The sequence below is a fragment of the Paraburkholderia elongata genome, assembly GCF_013177735.1.
In the GTDB taxonomy this organism is placed as follows: domain Bacteria; phylum Pseudomonadota; class Gammaproteobacteria; order Burkholderiales; family Burkholderiaceae; genus Paraburkholderia; species Paraburkholderia elongata.
Genome location: NZ_WOEZ01000286.1, coordinates 1 through 3,487, shown reverse-complemented (window position 1 = coordinate 3,487; position 3,487 = coordinate 1). Strand labels below are relative to the sequence as shown.

The following is a 3,487-nucleotide window of genomic DNA, read 5'->3' as shown; positions in this document are numbered from 1 at the left end:
AAATTATGTTATGTCAAGTCGATCCTCTCCCGTTGGTTTGCATAGAACTGTTCCCGTCTCTTGCAGAATTTTGTTCCTAGCCTCTAGATCTGAACCAGGTGCCGCGTGATACCAAAGACCCAGCTTCTCGCACTGCGCCAGCAACCTCAGCGAGCGCTTTCATCGGTATTCAATTCGGCGGTGCACTTGGCAGCTACAAAATCGCCTCAAACGTTGGTGTGGGGAACAACTTTCTGTAAAACCTCTTGAAACAAACTTGTTCCCGACATCTCTGCCAGCCGCAATTCTACTAGCCACGCGCGGGAACAAAATTGTGCAAACCAACGACGGTCCAACTGCGGAACGGAGCGGTTCGTGAACGCCAGTTTCGCCGACTTGGATATCCCGCTGCGCGTCCTATACTAAAAGGGAGCCGCGCGGAAGCCGGCCCCTGAAGCAGAAACGGACGAGAAATCGTTCATTGGGGCGCGGTAGCGGGGCCACGGAAACGCCTGCGTGAATAGCGCGGGCGTTTTCTTTTGGGGGGCCTGATGAACGCCACGCCGCAAGTGTCGGCATGCTCACCAGCGCCGATCTTACGGGCCCCAGGCCATTCAGTGGCCCGGGGCCTCACTAATATGTGCGAAGTGTGGCTACGCCCGCATGAGCGGGTGCAAGGCAACTTGCCCCGGTCACGCACCGCGCAAGCGGGCAAATGTCCCGCTTTGTCATGCCCGTTGGTCAGCGGTCCTGCCTCGTGTCCCATACCCGGAGCACGAAGATTGTGGCGGGAGGATCGGCATATGCGGGTTTGATTTCGAGATGGATTTCGTATCGTCCGCCCAAGCACACCCACTTGTGAACCTCGCGGAGCGGCGGGCCGTCGTACCCGTCCAGTTCTTCCCCGAGCCGGTGGTGGTGATCCTCACCCAGCTTCTTCGCTTCGGCCAACAGTGCCTTAACTACCTTTCGCGCCACGGTGACGTCGTTGTAAAGCTTGACGTGGTCAGCGATTTGAGCGAGGTCGGACATGGCCTTGCTGGTCAGTGCAACAGGCACGGTCATGCGCGCGGCACCGGCCGTTCGTTTTGCGTCCCGAGGCTATCCGCCCACGCTTCGGCTTGCTCCATCGAAACCACACGGCCCGCGTCAACGTCGTCCAAGCCCTCCTGGATCAGGCGTCGCTTTTCCTTTTCACGCGCCAAATACGCGATCAAGGCTTTCTTAATGATCCATTGCTTCGGGCGTTCGATCTGCTCGGCCAGGGCGTCAACCTCCTCGGCCAACGCCACGGGTACCTGCGCAGTCAGGGTCCGGGTTGTTGCTGTTGCGGTCATTGATACCCCAATTATGAGTTTCCAATAGTTTTTATTGTAAAACAATAAATTGACTGTCGCGAATCGCCTGAAGGCCTGCGCCCTCCCGCAAACGCTGTCGCACAAGCGTATCGGAGATCTTTTGTGGCCACGCGGACCATCCGCCGGCGTGTGTCAACGTGGACCCGAAAATGCTCAGCCGTCTGGCCCACGCGCGGTCAATTCCGCCCTCTTAACGTCTGATGCAACGGCTTCAACATCCCGCGCTATTTTTCATGCTGACAAGTCGTACTCGACGGCCTGGTCCTATCAGCGAAAGGTCTTGCTCCCGGGCTGCGAGCTGTATATATTTACAGTACTGTATTTTTGTACAGCACCGGAGGGATGATGGAACATCTGGTCAGGGTCTACAACGAAAGTGACCGCCGAACGCTCGAATGGCTGCGTCGGCACGTCGGTGATTCCGCGATTGCTGTCACAGTCGAACGGTGTGCCGGATCCGGCAAACCTTATCTCTCCGCCGTTTGCAAACACCTGGGTGTCAAGACCCCGGTGTTTTCCGTTCCACACCGACAAACTCCCAGTCCGGTGGCCGAAGAGTCTCTTGCTGCGATCCGAAGCATTCTCGCCGCGCGTTCAGCGTCGATGGTTTCGAAACTCGGCGCTATGCGTTAGCGGTGGTTCCCGCTGGCTTGTATCAGCGTCAGGGAACAGAGCTGCTGCCCCAGTCTGGACCAGGACGATCCGCGAAATCATGTCGGTCACGGTATTAACCCGCCGTTGTCGATGGCTTGCTGTCCAGTTTGGGGCAAGCAGTGAACCTATCCAATATGCACTACTAAAAAACCGAGATTAGTCCGCTCAAGTCGAGCGTTGCGCATTGACGGGCGCGTCCCACCTGCCTGGCGCACGATGGACGCCGAGGGACACGCGTGGCCTTCGGTCGCGCATCCGCTTCAGTCCAGGTCTCACACAGAAAGGCACGGCGCCCTTTTCTCGATCGTATGATCCGCATCATGCGTCCCCTCGTATCGGCTTGCCACATCCGCCGTACACGTGACGGACCTGCGCTCACGACAACGTCGAAGGTTGTTGTAGGGAAATAAAATTATAATGGTGCGGCCCATTCACTTTCGGATCGGCCGCATGATGTGTCCCTCTCATGCCGCGCAAGAGCATTGGGCGTCCTGACTTTCTGGCATCAGACCCCCTGCTCCGCTCAAGCCGATCCATCGTATTCAGCCATGCATACTCAGTTCCGCTTTTCCTCCGCGGCTTTCGTGCTTGCGCTTGCAAGCGCACTGTCTGCGTGCTCGACGCCGAAGCCGCTTTACCAGCAAGAACAGTTCGACGCAGGCGATAGCCCCTATATGCACAGGTTCGCCGCGAAGGCGGAACCCGCTTGTGAAGCCGCCCGCCGTGCGTTGCTCAGCCAGGGATATATCGCCAGTTCGACGAGGCCCGATTCGGTCGATGGATCGAAAAATTTCCAGCCCACCAGCGATTCGCACGCGGTGATTGAAATCCACGTGGTCTGCACAACCGACGACCCCAAAAGCACCAGCGGTACGGCGTACGTCAACGCGGTGCAGGATCGCTATGCGCTGAAGAAGAGCAACACGTCGGCGAGCGTCGGACTGAGCGTATTCGGATCGCTGTCGCTGCCGATCGGCTCGAGCGATGACTCGATGGTGAAGGTTGCGAGCGAGACGATTCCTGCTGGCGTTTTCTATCAGCGTTTCTTCGCGCTAGTCGATCACTACCTGAAGGCCGACTCCGCCCAGCCTGCCGCTGTTGCCACCGCTGCAGCGCCAAAGGAGGCGCTGCCATCGATGAACGACGCCGTGCCGCCAATCGGAGCAGCCCAGACAGGTAGTGATCCGGAAAGGGCGACGAGCGGCAAGTAAGCGTCGCCGGTACCGGGCGCTCGAACCTGTGCTCGAGCCACGTTTCGTCCGCTCACTTTCCCGCCTTGCATCCAGCGACGAAGACGCGAACAGCCTGACGTGCGATGTTGCCGCGCTCGGACGCGCCGGGGCGCCGTTTCGTGACGCAAAGCAGCCGCGTACGGATCCCGCGCAGCATCAGGTGCAGGAATTGCCCGGTCGCGAGAACCACGTCATCGAGCTGCAGCGTCCCGTTGGGCCACCGCCGCGCGCAGATAGTCCGAAAACGGGCTCCGTGCCGCGCAG

General features: G+C 59.0%; 4 protein-coding genes and 1 pseudogene. 2 read left to right on the top strand and 3 right to left on the bottom strand.

The window, feature by feature from the left end; genetic code table 11:
• Positions 1-720 precede the first annotated feature (720 nt).
• Positions 721-1,044 (bottom strand): type II toxin-antitoxin system RelE/ParE family toxin, encoded by a 324-nt coding sequence (locus tag GNZ13_RS46875; RefSeq protein WP_172177839.1) that lies wholly within the window; start codon positions 1,042-1,044, stop codon positions 721-723.
• Positions 1,041-1,316, bottom strand: a complete 276-nt coding sequence (locus GNZ13_RS46870) for a CopG family ribbon-helix-helix protein (protein ID WP_172177837.1) — start codon at positions 1,314-1,316, stop codon at positions 1,041-1,043. Before GNZ13_RS46870 ends, GNZ13_RS46875 begins: the two co-directional genes overlap by 4 nt.
• A 366-nt stretch (positions 1,317-1,682) precedes the next feature.
• Here GNZ13_RS46870 and GNZ13_RS51830 point away from each other — a divergent pair, with 366 nt between their 5' ends.
• Together GNZ13_RS51830 and GNZ13_RS46865 are read left to right on the top strand one after the other, a co-directional pair.
• A complete protein-coding gene (locus GNZ13_RS51830) occupies positions 1,683-1,970 on the top strand; it encodes a hypothetical protein (protein ID WP_216675296.1) in 288 nt (95 codons plus the stop codon).
• Between the two features lie 569 nt (positions 1,971-2,539).
• Positions 2,540-3,145, top strand: a pseudogene (locus GNZ13_RS46865) (DUF2242 domain-containing protein); the annotation flags it as partial.
• A gap of 109 nt (positions 3,146-3,254) precedes the next feature.
• On the opposite strand, the gene GNZ13_RS46860 reads toward GNZ13_RS46865, so the two are convergent.
• On the bottom strand, positions 3,255-3,487 hold a 233-nt coding region (locus GNZ13_RS46860; protein WP_236002500.1), incomplete at its 5' end, for a TetR/AcrR family transcriptional regulator C-terminal domain-containing protein.